The organism is Candidatus Zixiibacteriota bacterium (assembly GCA_034439475.1).
In the GTDB taxonomy this organism is placed as follows: domain Bacteria; phylum Zixibacteria; class MSB-5A5; order GN15; family FEB-12; genus JAWXAN01.
On the sequence record JAWXAN010000042.1, the window covers coordinates 68,263 to 91,112 of the forward strand.

A 22,850-nucleotide genomic window follows, 5' to 3' on the forward strand; every position below is an offset into this window, starting at 1 on the left:
ACAATAGGGTAAGATGAGACATACCTCACAGAACCTCCATCTCGATAACCGCCTGCTTGCGGTTGAAGAGCTTTATCGTCAGCGAAAGGCGCCGGAAGCGCGTATTGAGCTCGAACGGCTTAGCGACTCTGATTTTGCTCAATCCGAGCATGAATTGGGTCTCTTTCTCTCGCTCAAAGCTGATTCATATTGCTTCGAAGGAGAATACCGCAAATCACTCGAAGCCGGTATCAGGGGGGCCAAGCTTCTGGCCGATTCCCCGCTTACACGCCGCTACGGACGGGCTCTCCTCATTCTTGCCAAGGCATATTTTGGGCTTGGCGATCTTAAGAACTCGGAGATTCGTGCGAGAGACGCGTTAGCCTCGTTTAGACGAGACGGCGATATTGAAGGACAAATAGATTCGCTGAACGCACAGGCCCGTGCTGTGTTTACCCGATGCGACTATTCTGCGGCCAGCCTCCTGCTTGATGATGCCGCTCTGCTTTGTACTGACAATCCGCGCCAACTCGCACAGTTAACCGGTAACTCAGGTCGTATAAAGATTCTATCCGGAAACTGGAGCGCCGCAGAGAAAGACCTTACTGCCGCACTCGAGTATGGCGTCGCCCACAACGAGGAGACCTCACAGGCGGTCAACCTGCTCTCGCTTGGTTACCTTAATTTGCGCCGCAGAGAATTTACCTCGGCCGACAGGTATTGGAAGCGCGCTCAGGTAATAATTGATCGTCTCAATCTGAAACGCGAAAAAATAATTCTGCTTGAGTATCAGGGCGAAATGGCTATCGAGAAAAAAGATATGTTCAAGGCCAAATCGATCCTGAGCGAGGCCTATCATCAGGGTAGATTGCTTGCACCTGAGTCGGCATTGGTCTCCCAATCGGCCCGGAGATTGGCCGAAGTCGAGTTGTCGCTCGATAACCTTGACGAAGCCATGAAATATGCCCAAAAGGCGCTTGAACTTGCCCAGCAAATGGGTGAAAAAATCGAAGCGGGTCTGGCCAAAAAAGTTATCGCACAGGTTTTTGCATCGCGTTCCTCATACGACGAAGCGATGGATTATATCACACGGGCTGTCGAAACTGTCCGCGAGGCGGGCGATCCGTTTGATCTGGCCCGCACCCTGCTTTATTACGCCGAAATCTCGGGACAATCCGGCTCTGATGAACATGAAAAAATCCGAAGTGCATATGATGAAGCTACGCGTATCTTCAAAAAGCTCAAACTTGATTTCTGGCTGGCCGAGGCCGATTTCCGTTCCGGACTCTTTGCCTGTTCACGCGGCGATCTGTCGCGCGGATTCAAGAAGATAAGTCGTGCTGAGAAATTATTTACCACCCTCTCTGATACTGGCAAAGTGCGAGCCGTTAATCAATTTCTTACCACAATGGCCGATCAGGCTGTGGCGCTGTCAATTTCACAAGAAAACAGTTTCAAGATTTTTGGCAATCTTGTTACGCAAGGGGATACGAAGGACCTCAAAAGCGGCAAAATGGACGATGTCCTCAATCTTCTGCTCCGCAGAGCCGGAGCTGACCGTGGGATAGTCTATTCACCTGACTTTACCGAGAGCCCGGTGGTCGCCTCGTTCCCGATAACGCCGCAGCAGATTAAGAAATTTGATGATACCTTCCGACAGCTTCTTGGACAGGAAGTCTCGCTTGTAAAGCCGACTCTCCTGCTTGACTGCCGTCGCGATCCCTATATAAATAATCTCTTCCCTGAAGTCCCATATCCGGTCGCAAGCGTAATTGTTGTCCCGTTCAAAATGAGCGACAACTCAAACAGTTTCCTCTATTTGGATAAGCTGTCGCCAGACAACACTATCAATCCGTTTGGACAGGACGAACTCAATTTTGCAGTCGGTTTTTCTGACATCATTGCCTTCAAGGCGGCGGAATTGCATAAGATTAAGCTCATCGAGGATAATAGACGTCTCAAAGCCCAGCTTCGTCAGGAAGCGGCCTTTGCCAATATTATTACACAGAGCAGCCAGATGCTTGATTTGCTCAATCAGGTCAGGCAGATAGTTGATTCCCCGATTTCAATCGTGATTGAAGGCGAGACCGGATGTGGCAAAGACCTTTTGGCCCGAGCCATACACTATAACTCCAATCGGCGAGACAAGCGCTTCATTTCAATCAACTGCGCCGCTTTGCCGGAAACACTTCTGGAATCAGAGCTTTTTGGATATCGACGCGGCTCATTTACGGGCGCTGATCGTGACAAACCCGGTCTTTTCGAAGAAGCTCATGGCGGCACATTCTTCCTCGATGAAATAGCCGATATGCCGCTCTCGATTCAGGCAAAAATACTTCGGGCATTGGAATCCAAAGAGATCGTCCGACTTGGGGAGAGCACACCGAGAAAAGTCGATGTCCGAATTCTTTCGGCCACAAACAAGGATTTGAAAGAAGAAATGGCGGCCGGGCGCTTCCGTCAGGATCTGTTCTATAGACTTTCTGCCTTCAGCTTCCGTCTCCCATCCCTACGCGAGCGGAAAGAGGATATTCCTCTACTTGTGAACCATATGCTTCTTGAAAGCGGCAAGACCTGTACCGTAGAAGTTACGCGGCATTTGATGGCCTATGACTGGCCAGGAAATGTTCGCGAGTTGGAAAATGAAATGAAAAAACTGGTTCTTCTTGCTGGAGACGACGAAAAAATCAGGGTCGAGATCCTTTCCGCTCGAATCAGTCAGTCTACGAACAACTATGCCTCTCCCTCTGTCCTCAGTGGGAACGCTGCCGACGTCGTTGAATTCTCGCAGGATTATTCTTTGTACGATTTTCTCTCGAACCATGAGAAACGGTTTATTATCAAGGCCCTCATGGAAAGTCGAGGGATAAAGAAACATGCTGCCAACCGGCTTAATATTCCCGAATCAACGTTGCGACTCAAGATTAAAGAGTACAATCTCAATTTGAAGGCTCTTGACCTGCCCATTGCGTAGGCTCTTTGTCTAAATTCCTGTTGTCTTCGCGCATTTTCTTCAGTTCTTTTAGTAGATGAAGCGCGAGGGACTCTGTTTTCTTCACTTTGCCTCCGATCCATTTTTCAATATGGCCTTCGATGAATGGCTTCTATTTCAGGCCGTCCAGAGTCCGCATACTATCTATGCCCGACTGTACACATGGCAAAAGCCAGCTATAACCTTTGGCTGTAATCAAAACGCCGATACGGCGTTTCTGGGCGAGGAGGTAGGGGATACTCCTGTCATCCGGAGAATAACAGGAGGCAGGGCCCTGCTGCATGACCCGTCCGAGCTCACGTATTCGATATCCGCAAATGCATCAGAGGGGGCTGGTTTCAGTGGAAATATCGGTCAGACATCGCAGAAAATCGCCACAATAATTCGCTGTTTTCTAAGCCATTACCGTGTCCAATCAGAGTATTCCGCTGAGTCTGCGGAAAACGAACAGGAGAGAAAACGGGATTTTTTTCATAAAGCGGCATGTTTTTCATCTGTTTCGCGAAACGAGCTGACCACCTCCATGGGGAAAATCGTCGGCTCGGCGCAACGCCGGATCGGGGCAGCATTCCTGCAACATGGAGCCATAAAATGGCGAGGGGTGGCTGTTCATCCAGCTTTGCATCTCAGACCAGCATCCGGAAAGTACGTTGAGACAAGTAATGGTGAAAGCCTGAAGACTGTGGGGGAAAAAGAGTTTGGAGAGGCATCGCAAGTCTTCCTGCAGACGCTTCAGGAAGAAACCGGAGTGGAGTTTGCCGGCGGAGAGATAACAGAGAGCATGGCAGCAGTGATAAAAGACAGGTCGCTGGAAATCTCTTCTGAGCCCCTAAAAAAAAGAGATTGCATTAAACAAACAGCCGTGGTCGGAAGTCTTTCTGATACCCGGAACGGATAAGGGAAAAAAGGTCTTGACTTTGGTCGGTTCGAGCGCGTACCTTTGCCTGTCTTGCGACTGACAAGAATCGCTCGACGGCTGAATGATAACGCATGATGCGAATCGCGTGTAAAGGGTTGGTTTAGGGCAAAGTGTTCCTCATATCTTTGTCGCTTAGAAGTATTTTATCAATCGTCCAAAGTACCGCGCGGCTCCAGGCGTCAAGATCATTCGATATAAATGTGAATGATATTTGGTGTAGGTGATATTTCTCGAGGAGGAAGAATAAATGGTTTGTAGAGCTAATGGACTTCTTAGATTTCATCTGGTGTTCGCCGTGCTGGTTGTTTTGGGCGCCAGTTCCGCATTTTCTGCGTCGACCGGCCAGATAAAAGGAACCATTCTTGACAAGGAGACTGGCGAAGCGGTTATCGGCGCTTCGGTGGTTGTTGTCGGTACTAAACAGGGTGCGGTAACTAATGTAGATGGAAAATACACTATTCTCCGTGTGGACCCTGGAACGTACACGCTGAAAATTTCTTCTCTTGATTACAATACTGTTGAAGTGACCAAAGTCGACGTCAAGGTCGATCTGACCACAGAAATCTCCGAAAAGATGACTAAACAGGTTGCCACCATTGACAAGCAGATTACCGTTGTTGGTAAACGCGATATTATCGACAAGTATGAAACTTCCGGTTCGGCATCAATTACCCAGGAATCAATCAGCAAGCGTCCGGTAGCGACCGTTGACAATATTCTCAAGCAGGTTGCCGGTGTTCAGCAGGGCCGTGGCGGAGAAATCTTCATTCGCGGCGGTCGCGGGGGTGAAGTGGGCTATATTGTTGATGGCGTGCCGATAGGAGATCCGCTCGGCGGTAGTTCAGCCGGAGCCAATTTGTCTCTTGTGGCCGGATCGATCCAGGAACTGCAAATTATTAAAGATGGCTTTGATCCTGAATATGGAAATGCGCTTTCGGGTATTGTGAACATTCGTTCGCAAGTCGGCTCCAAGGACAACACGAATGCCAATATTTATTATACGACCGATGACCTTGGTAACGGAAGACTCAACAAGTACTCCCAAAACGAAGATTTCCTCCGTTTAACGCTTTCGGGTCCCGACCCGATCCTGACCAATCGAATTCTCCCCGCCCTTGGGATAAATTTCCTCAGGGAAAAGGAATTCACTTATTTCCTTTATGGCGAAGTTGAAAAGCACGATGGCGACTTCCAATATCAGAATTATGATTCACCGGCAACGCGTAAGAATTTTGGGAATTTCAATTTATTCGGTTTGGATATCCCCGAACGACTATACAATCGATATCATTTTCAAGCGAACACGAGATTCCGTCCGCAACAAAATCTTAAATTCGTGTTCTCGTACAAGTTGTGGGACACTCGCACAACCAGTTTCGATTGGAGTTATCGCTTCAGCGCGAATACCGCCCCTGTTAATACACAAAAACGACAGAGCCTTTCTCTGGAAGTTGCCCATGAGATTCAGAAGAACTTCACCTATGAAGCAATAGTGTCGTACACAAATCTTCAGAACACTTCGAGACCGGGCGATCCCAATAACCCCGGCAAGGGTCTGGACCCAGATCAGATGGCGCTTCAATCCGATTGGGAGACCTTCTCAGATCTTAACCGCAATGGTGTCTATGATGTCCCTGAACCGATAATAAATCTCTTCCCTGACTCAGCCATCTATGGATCAGATTTTACCGGGCCGGCCTATACCATAGGCGAATACCTTAGCCTACAGAATCTGCAGGGCGGCGGTAGCTCATTTGCAAATTTCCGTTTTAACAATAATGGCATCTCCGACAGCCTTGAGGGCGAGCCATACATTGACGTTAATGGAAACGGGGTATGGGATCGCGGAGATGACCTGCAGGATCGCAATGGGAATGGCATTTTTGATAGAGATCGCCGAGCGCTGGTTGGAACTCCATTGCAGGAGCCGTATATCGATGGCGATTCAGTGCTGGGTGAGCCGTTTATCGACCTCGACGGCAACGGTGTGTACAACGCCGGAACAGACAACTTCGTGAGAAGCAACGATCCGACCATTAACCATGATCTCAATCATGACGGAAGATATAACGGCCCGACTTCGATTTGGTCTCCGAATATTCCGTATTACGATAGAAATGGTAATGGTCTCTACGACGCACCAAATTTTCAGTACAACGTCGGAGAGCCGTTTACTGATGACAACGGAAACGGCCGGTTTGATCTTGGCGGCAGTTCGACGTTTCTTGATCCCTTGACGTATAGGCCAGAAGTTATTTGGTCGAGAAACCGCACACAGACCTATCGTGGTGAAGTAAAAATATTCCGACAGCTTGGCGCCCATGAACTAAAAGGCGGCTTCTCGTTGCAAAGAGATGTTTTTTCCTATGAGCGTATCGACAGGCCGTACCAACCTTACAGCGGCAGGCTTGATGGCGGCGCTTACGGCGAACGGGGAGCTTTCCGCGACTTCTTTGGCTACGATCCGTTGCAAGGAACGTTTTATTTTCGAGATAAGATCGAATATGGTTCAATGATTGCCAATCTTGGTCTCCGTCTGGATTATTTTCTACAGGACACCAGGGATTTAGCTGTAACCCTTCGTCGTGATGACCGAGGCGGACTCATTTTAGGTGACCGTCAAAAAATCTCGCCTCGAATTGGATTTTCATATCCTATCTCGGACAAGGCAAAAGTATATTTCAATTATGGTCATTTCTTCCAATTAGCGACATTTGACCGATTCTTTGCGAGAAATACCTCGTCGGTGGATCAGAATGCAGTGCTTGGAAATCCAAACTTAGACTATCAAAAGACCATTCAATATTCTTTTGGAGTTAAATATGCCGTGAATGAGAGCTATTCGCTTGACGTTCAGGGATATTTTAAGGATGAGTTCGATAAGATTAATCAGTTCACCGATGAAAGCGGCCCGGTTAAACGCCAAATTTATGCAAATTCTGACTATGGCCGCAGTCGCGGACTTGAGTTGACTTTGGAGAAACGATCGGGTGGATACGTTACCGGACAAGTAAGCTATACCTATGCTTTTGCGTTCGGAAAAGCTTCGCAGACCAATCCGAACTATCAAGCGAACTACCTGCTAACGGCACCTTTGGACGAGAATCCGCTGGATAATGATATCCGGCACTCGCTCAAATCCATTGTTCAGGTTTTTATTCCAAACACGGTCAAACCCCGGCTGTTCGGTCTGCCCATTCCCAGCGGATGGTCATTGGCGCTCGAGTCAATTGTCGAAAGCGGCGCGCCATTTACTCCGACCGTTGATTACCCGAATTTGGAGCCATTAGGTTTGGAGTCCCCGCCTATCAATTCGTTGAGAATACCGACGACTGTTAACTTTGATATGCGCTTCTCGAAAGATTTCAAATTGGCCGGCATTGATTACAGCTTTATTCTCGAAATGGCCAATATTCTCAATAGCCGTAATATTGTGGATATCTATGAGAAGACTGGCCGTGCGGATACTGACCAAAACATAGGCGGGTTGGTTCTTGGCGGAACAGATTTTAACAATGATCCAGCGAGATATGAGCGCCCCCGTCAGGTACAGGTCGGTCTTCAGATCAGCCTATAACACACGAAATTGATAATGGATAAGTTTGGTATGACAATAGATGAGGTTACAATGAGACACCCGGTTTTTGATATGGTACGGCGCCGAATGCCCACACTCGATTGCTCCGTTGCTTCTCTTGCGCTGTGCGGGTTGCTGATGACCTTCGTGGTTTCATTCTCTCCCGCAACTGCTTATGGGCAGGCGAAAGTTGGCACAACGGGCGCGCAGTTTCTTGAACTCGGTGTTTCAGCCAGAGCGATGGGAATGGGCGAAGCCTTTGCAGCGACTGTCGATGATATTTCGGCGGTCTACTATAATCCGGCGGCGCTTTCTTACCTGCTCGGCAAAGAAGCCATGGCTACATATATCTCCATGCCGGCAGATATCGGATACGGCTTTGCGGCTATTGGTCTTCCGCTGGAGTCTATTGGAGGCGTGCTGGGAATTGGCACGTACGCTCTCTCCTCGGGGAGCATGTTGGAGTCTACGTATGGCAGACCCAAGGGAACCGGTCGTGAATTCTCCTACAATGATTTTGCGTTATCACTCGGCTACGGCCGATATTTGACTGACCGTTTTTCGGTGGGGCTTACAGTGCGTTATATAGGTGAGTTCACGCATGATTTTGCGGCTTCCGGATGGTCGGCCGATGTTGGGACGCTTTATAACACCGGTTATCGCGGCTTCAAGATCGCTATGGTTATTACCAATTTCGGCCCCGATCTCAAATTCATCAGCGAGGACTATCCTTTGCCCATCAATTTCAAATTTGGCGGCTCGATTAATATGCTTGAAATGTCTGATCATGTTGCCACATTTGCAGCCGAAGGCTCTCATCCTTCGGACAATCTGGAAAAGTATAACGCCGGTGTGGAGTATACCTATAAAGATATGTTTGTACTTCGCGGCGGCAGTAGATTTAACTATGATGTTGATGGATTTACCGCCGGCGGAGGCGTCCGTCTTCCGTTTGGTCAAGAGAGCGAAATACGGATTGACTATGCCTTTCAGGATTTTGACATCCTGACCGAGGTTCATCGCTTTTCAATGTCTTTCGGATTTTAAGCTGAGGAAGGGTACTTTTTTTAATGAATAATATATTTCGTTTACGACTCTCTCTTGGTCTGTCATTCTTTTGTCTTATTTCTTTGATTGCCAGCGGATGTTCCAAGCGTCTTGAAGGTGATAAAATCGACAACGAACAACCGATTGTATGGTTTGTGAATGTTCCGGCAGAGAATACCACATTCTCGACCAATCCGATAATCCACTGGGTGGGCCAGGACCGCGATGGTCAGATCCAGTATTACCGTTATGCGGTCATCCGTGAGGATTCAATCGCCAACCGTCTCAATCTTCCATTGCCGCTCAGTTTACTGCAGGTTGACAATTTCAGTCGTGATGTCCTGCCTGCTTACATCGATACCATCTGGAAGTACCTCGATGTCAACCCCCAAGCCGGAGATCCGAAGACAAGCAACATTATTCCGATGTCTGCCGAACTTACCAATCCGGTGACGACCAAGGTTCCGCAATTTGTTTTCATCCAGGCCTTTGATGACGAACTCATGGGCTCACAAATTGCCTTCCGTAGATTTTTGAGGATAGACAATCCCCCAAATACCTTCGTGACAAACTTCAACCGAGCGGATCCAGCGACATTTATCGACTCGAAGTTTCCGTTTGGAATTACTGGTGTCAAGATGAGCTGGCGCGGCACGGATGTATTGGATTATCCCGCCGATCCGCCTCCGTTTGAATTTGAATGGCGTCTCTACGGCCCGTATAACTATAGCGACTCGCTCGCGGATACATCAAGGGACAGAGCCTTTGACAGGATAATGAAAAAGTATGTGCAAAAAGTCTTTGTCACCACAGACGCGAAAGTTTATCGTTTTCGGCAGACCCCGCCCGCGTATTTTGATATCTGCGACACGTTTCCCGACTCGATTTCCTGCCAGAGGATATTCATTGATGCCATTACCGGAAACACTGCCTTTGGAATTATCGATACCCTTTTACTTGTTGATGACACCGGCTTTATAAACGCAGGCTACAACAAGATTGCTGCGAGTTCTTTCGACGGTATAGATCCATGGGTGTCTGACACTCGCGATTCAATCTACAATGTCTTTGAGTCGGACCCGTCGGATGTGACTCGAGATGCCCGATTCATTTTTTGGGTGAGATGCCGTGATGACGCGCTTGTGCCAGATCTCACTCCGGCATTTGTTCATTTTACCGCCGTTGAGGCCAAGTACGAGCGCGATATTGGTATTGTCGATATGCAGAAAGCGTCAACAGACAACGGGATAATTAATCACAATTCGATTGATTCTCTAAAGTTTGTCCGAAACTACTGGTCATCGACTATACGCCAATGGAATCTTGACTCAAATCCCGGTGCATCAGCTGTAGAATTTGACAGCTTGAAGGACTATATACGCCCGAACACTGCCCAAGGTTTTACCATCACCTTAAAACAGCTTCTGTCATATAAAGTATTGATTCTTTACAGTGACGACTCGAAGTCGTCTCAGCTGACCGCCAACATTGTCAAGAATTTTCTTCCGCAAGCGTTGCAGGCAGGTGTCAATGTTTGGATAATGGGACGTTCATTGCTCGAAGGCTCAAGTTCGGGACCTGTCGGTCTCCCTCCAAAGTCTCTCGTTCCAATTATCTGCGACCTAAAGTTTCCGAATTATTCGTTCTATTTCGGGGCGATTTCGATGGTCTTCACGGGTTGGGATTATTGGGCAAGAAATACGCCTATTGGCACTGCTAATGTCAGAATTGAAGATTTTGTTGGTGCGTATAGTTTAAATCCTAACAAGTGGCCTGACTTAAAGGTGGACACGCTTAAACTCGAGAATAGATACAAATGGTCGAAGGCACCCGGTAGTTTTCCTCTCTTCCGCCGTCCGAACGGGCCGGATTCAGGCAAGATGATTGTCGGCGCGTTGCCGGAGGTCGGTTGGACAGTTCGAGATTTCCGGACTGAAATATCACACCTTTACAAGTCAAAATATGGAGCGTCACATATTCTTCCCTATCCCGAATACGTTTTCGACGGTACACCGGTGGCATTCCGACTGGATCGCGGATTCTTCCGAACGGCCCACTGGAACTTTACCCCGTATTCCCTTGAGACCGATTCCTCTCAGAAAGTTGTAGGGGAGATGCTCACTTGGCTCTACGCGCCGAAAGCTCAGGCCAGCCCTGATGACTTCACCTCGGGTCAATACTCGACCAGCGCAAAATACCCTGTCTCAGCTGATGAGATGAGACAGCGTTACTGGAAGCTGTATGACGATAAGTCCAAGAACGCAGAGGATGTCACCTACGGAGTGCCAATCAAATAATTGAGACACTTTGAATTGATTTCAAAACGAGACTGATTACTCAGTCTCGTTTTTTTATTGTCTGAGTTGGGCTTTGATTTCCATTAGGAGCGAATCATTGGGAAATCGTCTCAAAGATTCGTTGAGAACCGAGTCGGCCATTAGATTTTCTCCTGTTGAGACTAATCCGCTGATCAGATTTACATATGCTGCCGAAAGCAGTGAATCATACGCTATCGCCTGTCTGCTGTATGATACGGCATCGGAGAATCGTCCCTGACGTCCAGAAATAAAACCAAGCTGAAAATAGACTTTGGCCTTCTCGATGGAAAACTGAGACCGAATTTTGAAGAAATCAGGCTCGCTCATACGAAAATCATTTTCAAGCGGCGGCGGTGTGACAGCGAGCGACGCGTCGAGTATCTCTCTCGCGAAATCCAAAACCTGCGATGCTGTAAGTATGGCTGCGGCTTCGTTTATCAGTTGAAGATTTGAGTCAGTGTCTTGGATAGCGTCTTTGGTGATAGACATAAATGAGTCCACCGGCTCTGTGGCGGCGGCAATCCTCAGCCTTATGTTTTGCGCAATAGGATCATACGGTCGCAAGAGCAGAGCCTGCTCGATTATCCGTTTGGCTTCGGCCGTTTTGCCTCCAATGAGAGAAAGGGAGGCGAGATTTATATAACTCTTTCCGCGCAATGGATTGGTGCGGCGCTCTCTTTCGTAGTAGAACCGCGCAGAATCGGTATTATTGAGACGGAAATGCACGTTGCCCAAATTGAAATTAGCCTCGGGAATTGTTGAGTCGATCTGTAGAGTTTGACTGAAATATGTGAGAGCCTGTTGATACTCTCCTCTGTTGTAGTGAAATAGTCCCTTTGTGGTTTGTAGAAGACCGACATGCGAGTGCGCGGAGATCTTTATGGGAAGCCAGGAGGTCGCCAAAGCCAGGATAAAGGCGGCGGCGTATTTCCAATGTGATCCGAATAGGCGGAATCGGCTTTGAAACATCGCTTGGATTGCAATGGCCGCAAAAATAAAATAAAAAGGGAGGAGAGGAAGCCGAAATCGGCTGGTAATAAAGAAAAGAGACCCGAGGGCTATGAATAAACCCCACCACAGCACAAGTAACCGAGCTTGCCTGCGGTCCTTATAGGTAATGACTATTCCCAGCACAGCGAAAGGGAAGATAAGCCCGAATCGAAGCGGGTTTGAAGTCAGAAGAAAAATGCCGGCAAGTTTCGGTTCGCCCACTCGGTTGTTTGCGATCTCCCGGTTACTAAAATTGAGGAGAAGTTTTTTTGCCGTGAGTTTAAAAAAAGAAAACGGATTTTCAAAAATCCACTGGAATGCGCGATCTGTCCAGTAGTCGGATACTTTGCCGGGGGATAATTTTTCGCCCAATGTTTTCTCGGCAAAGAATGCGATATCAGCATATTGCCAGTTGAAGCCAAGCGGCTCGGGGAGGAAGGCGGATACTCCGTCGGCAGTTTCATTGTTTCCAATAAAAAAGTTAATCCCCCCTTGCGAGGCGATAAGCACAGATTCATCGCCTACAAGACGATTTCGGAGTGTCACCGGACCAATAACAAGCAATGCGGCGAGCGCCAACACGGCAAGATTCATGAGAGTCTCGCGCCGAGTGCCACTAAGGCGGATAACGAGAGTTGCCAGGAGCGGAAGAAAAAGAAGCGCTGTCGGTCTGGTCAGTGCGGAAAGAGAAAAGAGCGCGGACACCAAAAACAATAATTTCTGTGACGGCTTTTCTCTCCAGTTGAGAATCTGAAAAAAGGCAATTTGCAATAGAAGCACGAAAAGGGGATCCGCGAGCAATTCGGATTCGAAGTAGAGCATTGCCGGATAGAAGGCATGGATCATAGCCGCAATGAGACCCACAGTGCGCGAGGAAAGCTTCTCGCCCAAGCGAAATGTCATGTAAACTGACGCAAGGCCGATAGCCAGGCCAAGGAAGCGGGCAGCCCATAACGATGGCTCAATCAGCGCATAGAAAAAGGCCAGAACAAATGTATAGAAAGGCGCTCGGAAATATGTCGTTTCGCCAAAAATATTCCCTCTCGCAATCGTCTGAGCCCAGTTGTGGTAGTAGTAGTTATCAATAGTCAGTTGATCCCAATCAGGAAGGCCCTGATAGAGGTAGAGATAGAGCAGGCGAACACAAGCCGCGAGACCTAATACGAGAAATAGAGGGTAGGTTTGTTTGCTCGGATGGAATTTCGAAAAGGTCATCGGCCAAATATAGCATGACACAATTAATTACAGGCAAAAAAGTGTTTTATTTATCTGCATTTGGGTGCATGGTAATACTGCATCCTGATAACTGGCAATTGTCAACTACAGTTTACGGACGACTTGACTACGTGCTGCTTTAAGCTCATGGCTTTGATGGGGATAGAATATTTACTAAAAAGTGTTATGACCTGAGTTGCAGAGTTATGTAGCCATTAAGTCACGGCATATCCTTTGCTCTTTGACTCCTTGTTGAAATGAATGGAAGGAGTCAGGTGCGATTTCATAAAGTCCGACAGAGTTTACTGACTCTCAATGTTCTTTTGTTAATGTTTTTTCCCTCATTTTCTTTCGCCAATGATCGCATTCACGAAAGCTTATCCTCGTTAGCTGGCAATCTCCAAGCCGCTGACAGTTTAGTTGATGTTCTAATTTTCCTGGATACCAAAGAAACTGAGGCTGCCGTTTCCAAATCGCTCCAGCGTCCAAACATAAGCCGACATACAAGAATACAATCCGTCATTACAAGTCTCACTTCGGTAACTCCGACAGATCGTAGAGAAGTGGAAGATTTCTTAAACAGCATCTCCAGTTCGCCAGTTCAGTTATACTGGATAGCGCCTTGTTACACAGCAACTATTCCGGCAAGTTCGCTTGGAAAACTCTCGACCATGAGCGCCGTGACATTGATAATACCAAATCTTGGTATCGACTTTATCCCGGTGGTGGAAAGCTCTCCCGCTCCACAGTCTGTTTCGACAATAGCCTCCGAGCTCAATGCTATGGGCGTTCCTCAACTTTGGCAGCGGGGCCTGACTGGCAAAGGTCGGTTAGTCTGTTCATTCGATACCGGAGTCGAAGGTGCCCATCCGGCATTATCATCAAAATGGCGTGGAAGACATAGTACTCTCTCCTCCTCCTGGTTTTCCAGTGTCTCACCAGACAGCCTGCCATCAGACAAAGTCGGCCATGGAACGCACACGATGGGAATAATGGTGGGTTCGGCATCAGCCGATTCTTTTGGAGTTGCCCCCGGCGCCGAGTGGATTTCCGCCGCGGTAATTGATCAGGGACGCCCGCTCGGTACGACTGTAAGCGATATTATTGCCGCATTTCAGTGGTCTCTCAATCCGGATGGAAATATCTCCACAACGAATGATGTCCCCGATGTCATTCTCAACAGTTGGGGTATCCCGACCGGCCTCTTTGGTCCCTGCGACCAAACGTTTTGGTCTGTTATTGATAATGTTGAAGCGGCGGGAATTGTAACAATTTTCGCGGCCGGAAACGAAGGACCAAATCAAAAAACTATCAGAAATCCAGCGGACAGAGGAAGCAGTCCAACCAACTCATTCTCGGTCGGCGCGATTGATCTCGGCAATGTCGTCGCAAACTTTTCAAGCCGCGGTCCATCGGCCTGCGATCCGACACATATCAAGCCCGAGTTGGTTGCTCCGGGTGTGGTTGTCCGTTCTTCGACCAAGGGCGGCGGGTTTGCTTTTATGAGCGGAACATCGATGGCCGCTCCGTATATTGCTGGTCTGGTGGCGCTGTGCCGCCAGTACAATCCCGACGCAACAGTTGACGAAATAAAACAAGCGTTAATAAATGCCGCAAATGACCTCGGGCCTGTAGGTGAAGACAATGCCTACGGATATGGGTTGGTCGACGCGTCCCGCCTGCCTGACTTTCTTTCAGCGCCGAGTCGAGCGGAATTTTCGGTGGCAGGACAAATTGTCAACGGAGATGGCGTCGCCTCGCCGGGCGAACTGATCGGACTTACCCTGTATCTTACGCAAAACTTCTCTTTGAATGCCTCAGTTCAAGGTCGTTTGAAGCCCCGCACGGCGGGTAATGTCGCCGTTATCAATCAGCAGTCAGGATTCATTTTCGGCGAAGGCGGGGTAACGGCAATGAATGCTATACCATTTACACTGATGATCAACGAATCGGTGCCGAATGGGGCTTCAGAAAGTTTGGTACTTTATGTCGAGACGACCGATGGATCTGTCATTGATAGTGTCGAGTTGATATTAACCGTTGGATTTATTCCTCCCGGTCCAAATGTGTCACACGCTGGGACTGCTGTCAGATTTTCAGTCTCAGGATTTGGGCAGTACGGCCTGGCATACGGCTCGATTTACAATCTCAATGGCGAAGGTTTTTGTTTCGGGAATTCTGAGAATCTACTCTATGAATCCGGTTTGATAGTGGGCAGGAGCGCACTTCAGCTATCATCGGCAATTCGCAATAGTCAGGGTTCATTTACTCCTTCCGATTTTGCGCCCATCGGCGAATTCAGTCAGAGCCAAACAGTCGGAGAACTTCGCTACACTGTTGGTTTCGATGACCGACGCTCGTCAATTCCCCTTCCGATAACCATCTCGCAGGAGACAATTAGTTATTCCAGCTTTGAGGATAATAGCATCGTCATAATGAACTACACATTGACGAATAAGACGTTGGAACGTCTGACTAACCTCCGCTTCGGTTTTTTAAACGATTTTGATTTGCCCGGCGCAAATAAGGCATACCTTGACGAGGTCGAAGGCTTTATTTATCAGCATGGTGAGGGTGGCGCATTTATTGGTTTGGTTGCGCTAAAAAATGTCAATTCGTTCACCAGCATTTCCAATGTGACTGGCAAAACAGGCTTCACAAAGACCCAGCAGTTCAGCCTTATTTCCACGAATGTCAACAATGTCGACAGTTCGCTCTCGGGCGATCTGCTTTTCATCGCGGCCTCAAATTCCATAACCCTTGAACCTCGGGGAAATACTGAAGTTGCTTTTGCGCTCATTGCCGGTGACAATCTCGGACAACTCTATGAGAATATGGCTCGGGCAAGGGCGAAGTATGATATTGCGACAGGAATCGAAGACGACCCGGATGTTTTGCCGCAAAGCTTCAGCCTCGAGCAGAACTATCCCAATCCGTTTAATCCATCGACGACAATATCGTTTGGACTTTCTGAGAGAAGTCATGTTTCCATCAGGGTCTTCAACATTCAAGGTCAGACGGTCAAGACCTTGACTTCAGGAGAACTTGGCCCGGGTAGCCATTCAGTCCTCTGGGATGCCACAAATGATCGGAATGAACCGGTATCCACGGGAATCTATTTTTATCGACTGGACACTAATTTTGGGGTCGAGACCCGTAAAATGGTTCTTTTAAGATGAACGCTTTTCCGTATATTCATTGACAAGGCTGAAGTGATACTTAACTACACGATGAAAAAAATAATTCATGCGATACAAAGGATAACAAGGATGAACAATCCAACTCGTTCTCTTGCGGCTGTCGCAGGGATCATTCTCTGTGTTCTGACGGCTGCTGCTGTCAATGCCGTTTCTCCTACCGATGAAGCAATCGCGATTTGGAAAGCACAGGGGATCTATGAACAAAAGATAGCGGATTGGAAGGCGTTCAAGGAGGCTGGGGGATGCGCGCCCGGTGACCACTCTCTTTTCAGCAGAGAGAGAATACTCGCCAAAATGGCGCTTGGGGTTGACTCAGTGGAGACGGTCTATGTCCCGGTAATCCTTGTTGATTTTGTTGACTATAAATGGAACGACAGCACATATGTGTTGGACGGCCAAACCAAACTTTCCACCCGAGTCTACGGCACGCCGTCGATGTTTGAATCTCTGCTGTTTTCGATCAAGGGCTCACCCGAAAGCAACCCGACGGGTTCAATGACCGATTTTTATATGGAAAACTCAAATGGCAAATTCTTTATGATTGGCGAAGTTCATGGTTGGTACACCATGGACAAGCCCTATTCATATTACGTCGGCACCAACAGTGGACTTGGTGGTACCGGCTCGGTGCTTGCACGGGAAGCTATTGACTCAGCCGACACTCACGGAGTGGATTTCAGTAGATATGACAACAACAATAACAATACCGTTGAGGGAGTTATCATCGTCCATGCCGGACCCGGCGCCGAGACCGGTCAGTGGGGCATTTGGTCGCATAAGTCGGGCGTAACTCAAAATAAGGACGGGATGAGATTCTCTCAGTACACATTAAATCCGGAAGAATATGGCGGCACGATCTCGACGATGGGCGTGTTTGCTCACGAATATGGGCATGTGCTCGGTCTTCCGGATCTATATGATGTCGGAAGTAACTCTAATGCCAGCGGACTTGGAAATTGGTCACTCATGTCAGGAGGAAGTTGGAATCAGAACGGCCGTGTGCCGGCTCATTTCGACGGATGGTGTAAGTGGAATCTTGGTTTTGCCAAGGCAACCATCTTGACTCAGAACACGCGTCAGGTCGAGTTCCCACAAACGACAACAGAAGCAGTCGTCTATCTTTTGCGAAATGCATCGGTTAGTTCGCTTGATTGGTGGATTGTCGAAAATCGTCAGAAAGTCGGCTTTGATGCGGCCCTGCCAGGGGCCGGTCTTATGATATATCATTACGACCAGGGAGCCGGCGCTCAGAATGACACGAATAGATATCTCGTAGCGCTCGAACAAGCCGATGGATTAAATGGACTAATTAACGGCAGTAGCGGCGATGCCGGTGATACCTGGCCGGGGTCAACCAATAAGAGAAACTTTACAAATTTCACTACCCCTAATTCCTCTACAAATATAGGCGGACTGACAACTCAGGTCGGCGTCTGGAATATTTCCAATTCTGGGCCGATCATGTACGCCGATCTTGACATCTCGTACTCAAGACCCTGGGTTGTTCTCTCAGGCGGCGATTCGATTAAGTTTTCCGATAATCTCCCGGGAGGTGACAACGATGGTATTTTCGAAGCTGGTGAAACGATTAAGTTTAATATGGGAGTGCTGAATCTGGCTAAAATCGCCTACGATACAAAGGTCACCTTGACCTGCGATAACCCCACGCTCACTTTCGGCGGCAATCCCGGAAAACTCGAAACATTTCTTAATCCTACATTCACCGACCCGATTCGGATGCACACACCGATTTCGATTGTTATTCCGGCGGACTTTCAATCCAAAGGAGTCAATTTTACCATTACGCTGAACAGCGACTCGGTTATCAGTCTCAGCAATGGCGATGGCCTATTTGTAACAACTTTCCAGTCAAAAGTTACACTTGGAGCGCCTCAGATTATGCTTGTTGACGACGACAACGCTGGAGGATTCCAGAGCAGATACACCGTAGTACTTGATAGGATGAATCTTCCTTACGCAATTTGGGACAAGAGTGTAAGAGGAACTCCACCCTCGGCAGAGCTTGCAAAATATAGTTCCGTTTTCTGGTTTACCGGCTCGCAAACAGCGGGCGGAACCCTGACAGCGGCTGATATAAGCGCGATCAAGCAACATATGGATGGCGGGGGCAATCTATGCCTGTCCAGCATGACTGTTCCTACTCAGTTGACTACCCTTGATTCAACATTCATGGAAACATATCTGAAGGCATCAGCTGGAAATTCACTGTTTGCCACTTACTTCTATGGTGTGCCCGGATTTGAGGTCAGTGACAGCAGCAGATATAATACGACCGGCGGTCATAATGGCACTCACCGCACTTTAACACCAATCAACGGTGGTCAGAGTCTGTTCACCCTCGGTACGAACGGTAGTAATACGTCGCTCGGTACATGTGGAGTGCTCTATGATGGCTCATACAAGTCGGTGTTTTTGAGCTTTGCGATTGAGCATCTGAGTGATGGCTCATTAAACTCTAAACCCAAAGATTCGCTGATAGCTCGGATTATTAACTTTTTCGGAAAGGGAACTGCAACGGGCATCGATGATGACCAACAGGCTGGACTTGTGCCCGCCGGATTCTCGTTGGCTCAAAATTATCCAAACCCCTTCAATCCAAGCACAACTATCGAGTATACAATTAACGGCAGCACAGGCTCGCGCATACAGCGGGTGACACTTGCGGTCTATAATCTCCTCGGACAGAATGTGCGCACATTGGTCGACCAGACTCAGGGGCCGGGAACGTATACTGTAACCTGGGATGGGAGCAATACCGAAGGGAGAGCTGTTTCAACCGGGCTTTACTTCTATCGACTTCAACGGGAAGGCGCAAGCGAGACCAAGAAGATGGTGCTCCTGAAATAGCCCGCCTCGCTCTCGCAAGATTTCTAAAAGCCGCTTTGTGAAAAAGCGGTTTTTTATTATCAGGCATAGCTAACGATCCTGTCGAAATATCGTTTTTTCGCCTCATAAGAGCGGTGAGATTATCCATTTACGCCGCTTGACGCCAGCTTTAAAATGCCCTTATATTACGGCCTATTATGTGTATGAACATGTTTATTTTGAGCAGATAAGGAATACTGATTTTATGTCAATCGATGTCATAGTTCCCCAGATGGGAGAATCGGTCCTTGAGGGGACCATCTTGGAATGGAAAGTTAAAGTCGGCGACAAGGTCGAAATCAACCAGGCGCTTGTCGAATTGATGACCGATAAGGTGAATGTCGAAATTCCCGCTGAAGCCTCGGGAGTCGTCACCCAAACGTATGCGACCGAGGGCCAGGTTGTTCGGGTTGGAGCCAAGATTGCCACTATCGATGACGGCAAAGTGGCCCCAGCGCCGCAGCCTTCAAGCGCTACGAAACAGCCGGAAATGACACCACAGCAACAACCTGCATCAGTCGCTAAAGCGGCCCCGGCACCTGCCGCAGCAATTAAAGGAACAGCGGCCGTTGGCAAGGGGAAAATGTCTCCCAAAGTGAAGATGCTCATTCGCGAATACGGTATCGATGCATCGCAGGTAACTCCCACCGGCAAAGATGGCCTTGTTACGGTTGAAGATGTTATGCGTACAGTTGAAAGTAGAACTTCATCGGCGGGCTTTACTTCCGGGCCGATTCCATCGCCGGATGCGCCGGCATCGTATACAACGCCTCTGTTTGCCTCATCAGGAGCGCCATCGGGAACGACTCAGCAGGCACCTTTGAAGCCAAAAGTTCAAGTCCAAATTCCGGTCTTTGCGCCGATGCCTGAAGCCGCGCGGACAACCCGCAAACCGCTTGTTGGAGCCAGAAAACTGATTGCCGAACACATGGTCAAGTCGGTTCACACCTCGCCGCATGTAACTACATTCGAGGAGATCGATCTTACCGATCTGGTCGCATTCCGCAAAGAGATCAAGGACGAGTTTAAGAAAACCTATGGCGCCAATATCACCTATATGCCGTTCGTTGTGAAGGCCGCCTGTGTAGCTCTTAGAGAATATCCGACCGTCAATGCCTCGATTACCGATACCGAGATTATCATAAAGAATTATTACAATATCGGTATTGCCGTCGCCCGTGAGGACGGCCTAATCGTGCCGGTTATCAAAAATGCCGACAAGAAAACCATAGTCGAACTCGCGGTGGAAATTGCCTCGCTCGGTGAGAAGGCGCGAACAAACAAACTGACTCCCGACGATGTCTCCGACGGCACATTCACACTGACAAATGCCGGTATGTTTGGCGCGACCGGCTCGACCCCGATTATTGCCCAGCCGCAGGTCGCAATTCTGGGCATCCACGCCATTGTCCCTAAGCCCTGGGTGGTGAACGGCCAAATTGTTATCCGTGACATTTCTAACTTTGGTATGTCATTTGACCATCGCCTTATCGACGGCCATACTGCCGTGCAGTTTCTGCACCGTGTGCATGAGTTCCTTGCAGACGGCAGAAAACTGCTAATGAGCCTGCGCTAAGACCATGCCCGAACTCTATCAGAAGCGCTACGGTTGGTTTCTGGAGCTTGGCCAGGTTGACTACGAACGGACGCTTAATTGGCAGCGCGAAATGGTAAAGCGCCGCGAGTCCGGAATGATTCGTGATACGATCATACTTGTTGAGCATCCGTCGGTTGTGACCGTTGGCCGCGACGGACACAAGAATAATTTTTTGGGTCTTTCCAGAGAGCCGATATTTATTGAACGGGGCGGCGATGTCACCTATCATGGGCCCGGCCAGCTTGTCGTCTACTTTGTATTCAATCTGACCCGTCGCGGGAGAGACCTGCATCAATTTGTCGAGTCTATTCAGGAAGGTATTATTCGCACACTGAAGGAATATGGTGTCGACAATGCCGCGCACAATCCAAAGAGCACTGGCGTCTGGATAGCCGACCGGAAACTGGCCTCGATTGGGGTGGCGGTCAAAAAGTGGATTTCTTTTCATGGCGCCGCAATCAATGTCAATACCGATTTGTCGGACTTCAAACAGATCAATCCGTGCGGACTCGAGCCGGAAGTCATGACATCCCTTGAGCAACTTATAGACCGTCGTGTGCCACTCGCCGAATTCGGGCGAATACTCATTGAAAAATATGCTGAGGTTTTTGATACAAACTTCATGCCGGTTCACCTTGAGGAACTCGCCGAAGATGTCAAAAGTCAGGACGGCGGCGGACTCGTCTAAGGCCGAATCAATCAATACAGAGGGAGTGAGATGGAGTTAAAGGGGAAAGTTGCGTTTGTCTCCGGAGCAACCCGGGGGATAGGACTTGCGACCGCAGAGCGTTTGGCCCAGATGGGCGCGAATGTTGTTATCAATTTTTTCAAATCGCGCGAAAGCGCCAATGCCGCACTGGAAAAGCTCAAAACATACGGCGTTGAATGTTACGCCCATCGGGCAAATATCGGCAACGACGAACAACTGCCCGGAATCTTCGAGGGTATCAAAGAACGTTTTGGCAGACTCGATATCTTGGTGTCGAATGTCTCAATTGGCAGTTACGCCGATTTGCTGGATGTAGACAATCGAAGTTGGGAAGTGCCTATGAACACCAATGCGCGGGCGTTCATGAAGTGTATTCAACTTGGCACACCACTTATGCATGAGGGCGGGCGTATTTTGACGCTATCATCGCTTGGATCGACCCGCTACATCCCGGGTTATTCCGCGATTGGCGTTTCGAAGGCCGCCATCGAATCAATCGTTAGGTATGCCGCGGTCGAATTGGCTCCCAAGAAAATTACCGTGAATTGTGTCTCCGGCGGATTTATAGATACTGATGCCTTGAAAGTTTTCCCTAATTACGAAGAAATGAAAAAAGAGGTCGCACGGCGCACTCCATGCGGGCGAATTGGCACACCGGCGGAAGTAGCCGAAGTGGTTGCATTTTTGGCAAGTCCACGCTCGAGCTGGATAACGGGACAAACGATAATAGTCGATGGCGGCTATTCGCTTATGTAAATAATTTTCATTCAATCTCAATAGGAAATCTATGAACAAACTGGAAAAACGCGAGCTCAATTTACCCGTCGGCTATAACCCCAAAACCCAATCGATGGTCGCTCTGTTTGCGGCCCAGCTTGAGGATCAACTGCGATTGCTTAAAAGAGACCTTGAAGGGTTAGAGGTCAAGCATCTTGAATGGCAGCCACAGCCGGGAATGAATACCATCGGGATGCTTTTAGCGCATAATGCGGTTGTCGAAATCTGGTGGATAAATATCGCGCCGTATGGCATTCCAGCCAATCCCGATGGGGAGGCTCTCATGAAAAATACGATAGGGATTTGTATGGACGATGACGGCCTGCCGATCCCCAGCGATGGAGTTCATCCAAAAACGCTGAGCAAAAAAACCCTCGAAGACTATCTGGGTATGCAAGACCGTGCCCGTGCTCTGGCTCATACGGCGATGAAAACATGGGATGATAACTCGCTTGAATCGACATATGTTCTGCGCGAGCGAGAAATAACTCGAGCCTGGACCCTCTATCATGTCCTTGAGCATTTTGCCGGACATTACGGACAGATGCTTTTGTTGATGCACCTGATGCGCGACGCGGGGGTGTTGGAGAAGAAGGCGACTTGATGATTAGAAAAATTTTATTTTGCTTTCATAATTAGCCGAA

General features: G+C 48.5%; 12 protein-coding genes. 11 read left to right on the top strand and 1 reads right to left on the bottom strand.

Annotated elements, in window-relative coordinates:
* The first annotated feature begins 13 nt into the window (after positions 1-13).
* The 5 genes from SGI97_05995 (at position 14) to SGI97_06015 (ending at position 10,811) form a co-directional block, all read left to right on the top strand.
* Positions 14-2,953, top strand: coding sequence for a sigma 54-interacting transcriptional regulator (locus SGI97_05995; GenBank protein MDZ4723436.1), 2,940 nt, complete (start codon positions 14-16; stop codon positions 2,951-2,953).
* 55 nt (positions 2,954-3,008) lie between these two features.
* Positions 3,009-3,869, top strand: a complete 861-nt coding sequence (locus tag SGI97_06000) for a hypothetical protein (protein ID MDZ4723437.1) — start codon at positions 3,009-3,011, stop codon at positions 3,867-3,869.
* A 268-nt stretch (positions 3,870-4,137) separates the two neighbouring features.
* A complete protein-coding gene (locus tag SGI97_06005) occupies positions 4,138-7,467 on the top strand; it encodes a TonB-dependent receptor (GenBank protein MDZ4723438.1) in 3,330 nt (1,109 codons plus the stop codon).
* A gap of 30 nt (positions 7,468-7,497) precedes the next feature.
* Positions 7,498-8,514: a PorV/PorQ family protein gene (locus SGI97_06010; GenBank protein MDZ4723439.1), complete on the top strand. Its 1,017-nt coding sequence runs from the start codon at positions 7,498-7,500 to the stop codon at positions 8,512-8,514.
* A 23-nt stretch (positions 8,515-8,537) separates the two neighbouring features.
* Positions 8,538-10,811, top strand: coding sequence for a hypothetical protein (locus tag SGI97_06015; protein MDZ4723440.1), 2,274 nt, complete (start codon positions 8,538-8,540; stop codon positions 10,809-10,811).
* Positions 10,812-10,865: 54 nt separating this feature from the next.
* Here SGI97_06015 and SGI97_06020 read toward each other — a convergent pair whose 3' ends face one another.
* A complete protein-coding gene (locus tag SGI97_06020) occupies positions 10,866-13,037 on the bottom strand; it encodes a glycosyltransferase family 39 protein (protein MDZ4723441.1) in 2,172 nt (723 codons plus the stop codon).
* Between the two features lie 563 nt (positions 13,038-13,600).
* Here SGI97_06020 and SGI97_06025 point away from each other — a divergent pair.
* From SGI97_06025 to SGI97_06050, 6 genes are all read left to right on the top strand, one after another.
* A complete protein-coding gene (locus tag SGI97_06025) occupies positions 13,601-16,216 on the top strand; it encodes a S8 family serine peptidase (protein MDZ4723442.1) in 2,616 nt (871 codons plus the stop codon).
* Between the two features lie 90 nt (positions 16,217-16,306).
* Positions 16,307-19,105: a M6 family metalloprotease domain-containing protein gene (locus SGI97_06030; GenBank protein ID MDZ4723443.1), complete on the top strand. Its 2,799-nt coding sequence runs from the start codon at positions 16,307-16,309 to the stop codon at positions 19,103-19,105.
* A 223-nt stretch (positions 19,106-19,328) separates the two neighbouring features.
* Positions 19,329-20,699, top strand: a complete 1,371-nt coding sequence (locus SGI97_06035; GenBank protein MDZ4723444.1) for a dihydrolipoamide acetyltransferase family protein — start codon at positions 19,329-19,331, stop codon at positions 20,697-20,699.
* Positions 20,700-20,703: 4 nt separating this feature from the next.
* Positions 20,704-21,408 (top strand): lipoyl(octanoyl) transferase LipB, encoded by a 705-nt coding sequence (lipB, locus tag SGI97_06040; GenBank protein ID MDZ4723445.1) that lies wholly within the window; start codon positions 20,704-20,706, stop codon positions 21,406-21,408.
* A gap of 30 nt (positions 21,409-21,438) precedes the next feature.
* The gene (locus SGI97_06045) at positions 21,439-22,185 is read left to right on the top strand and encodes an SDR family oxidoreductase (GenBank protein ID MDZ4723446.1); all 747 of its coding nucleotides are present in this window, start codon (positions 21,439-21,441) and stop codon (positions 22,183-22,185) included.
* Between the two features lie 31 nt (positions 22,186-22,216).
* Entirely contained in the window at positions 22,217-22,810 is a 594-nt protein-coding gene (locus tag SGI97_06050) for a DinB family protein (protein ID MDZ4723447.1), read from the top strand.
* Positions 22,811-22,850 lie beyond the last annotated feature (40 nt).

Bases quoted from the DNA above. Each gene is read 5' to 3' on its own strand.
- SGI97_05995 (MDZ4723436.1), top strand. From the start codon at position 14: ATGAGACATACCTCACAGAACCTCCATCTCGATAACCGCCTGCTTGCG.
- SGI97_06000 (MDZ4723437.1), top strand. From the start codon at position 3,009: ATGAAGCGCGAGGGACTCTGTTTTCTTCACTTTGCCTCCGATCCATTT.
- SGI97_06005 (MDZ4723438.1), top strand. From the start codon at position 4,138: ATGGTTTGTAGAGCTAATGGACTTCTTAGATTTCATCTGGTGTTCGCC.
- SGI97_06010 (MDZ4723439.1), top strand. From the start codon at position 7,498: ATGACAATAGATGAGGTTACAATGAGACACCCGGTTTTTGATATGGTA.
- SGI97_06015 (MDZ4723440.1), top strand. From the start codon at position 8,538: ATGAATAATATATTTCGTTTACGACTCTCTCTTGGTCTGTCATTCTTT.
- SGI97_06020 (MDZ4723441.1), bottom strand. From the start codon at position 13,037: ATGACCTTTTCGAAATTCCATCCGAGCAAACAAACCTACCCTCTATTT.
- SGI97_06030 (MDZ4723443.1), top strand. From the start codon at position 16,307: ATGAACAATCCAACTCGTTCTCTTGCGGCTGTCGCAGGGATCATTCTC.
- SGI97_06035 (MDZ4723444.1), top strand. From the start codon at position 19,329: ATGTCAATCGATGTCATAGTTCCCCAGATGGGAGAATCGGTCCTTGAG.
- lipB (MDZ4723445.1), top strand. From the start codon at position 20,704: ATGCCCGAACTCTATCAGAAGCGCTACGGTTGGTTTCTGGAGCTTGGC.
- SGI97_06045 (MDZ4723446.1), top strand. From the start codon at position 21,439: ATGGAGTTAAAGGGGAAAGTTGCGTTTGTCTCCGGAGCAACCCGGGGG.
- SGI97_06050 (MDZ4723447.1), top strand. From the start codon at position 22,217: ATGAACAAACTGGAAAAACGCGAGCTCAATTTACCCGTCGGCTATAAC.